1 protein-coding gene is annotated in these 440 nt (G+C 42.0%); it reads right to left on the reverse strand.

What is annotated here, in order from left to right:
- On the reverse strand, positions 1 to 440 hold a 440-nt coding region (locus tag M3234_RS29925), incomplete at both ends, for an IS3 family transposase (protein WP_262307942.1).

Here is a 440-nt window from a genome sequence, read left to right on the forward strand (position 1 = left end):
TTTTTGTAGTCGTTTTTCATTGTAAAATTGTATGTAGTCTTCAATGTCCTTCTTCAACTCTTCAAATGTACTGTACTTGTTTAGATAATACTTCTCGCATTTCAATGTTCCCCAAAACCCTTCCATTGGCCCATTATCGATGCACCTTCCCACTCGGGACATGCTTTGCACCATTTCTGCCTTCTCTAGTTTCCTTTTAAATGCTGGCGAGGTGTATTGAAATCCTCTATCGCTATGGAGGAGGGGAGTAGCTTCCAGGTTGGCCTCCAACGCCAAATCCAGGGTTTGAAACACCAACGGATTATTGTTGGAAGTGCCCAATACATAGCTTACAATCGATCCATCGTACAAATCTAAAATCGCACTCAAATAAGCCTTCTGGGAAGTCCCGAACTTCATTTCGGTCACATCTGTCAGCCATTTTTCATTAGGCTTTTCTG

Origin of the sequence: Neobacillus niacini, assembly GCF_023715785.1 — a bacterium.
In the GTDB taxonomy this organism is placed as follows: domain Bacteria; phylum Bacillota; class Bacilli; order Bacillales; family Cytobacillaceae; genus Neobacillus; species Neobacillus niacini_E.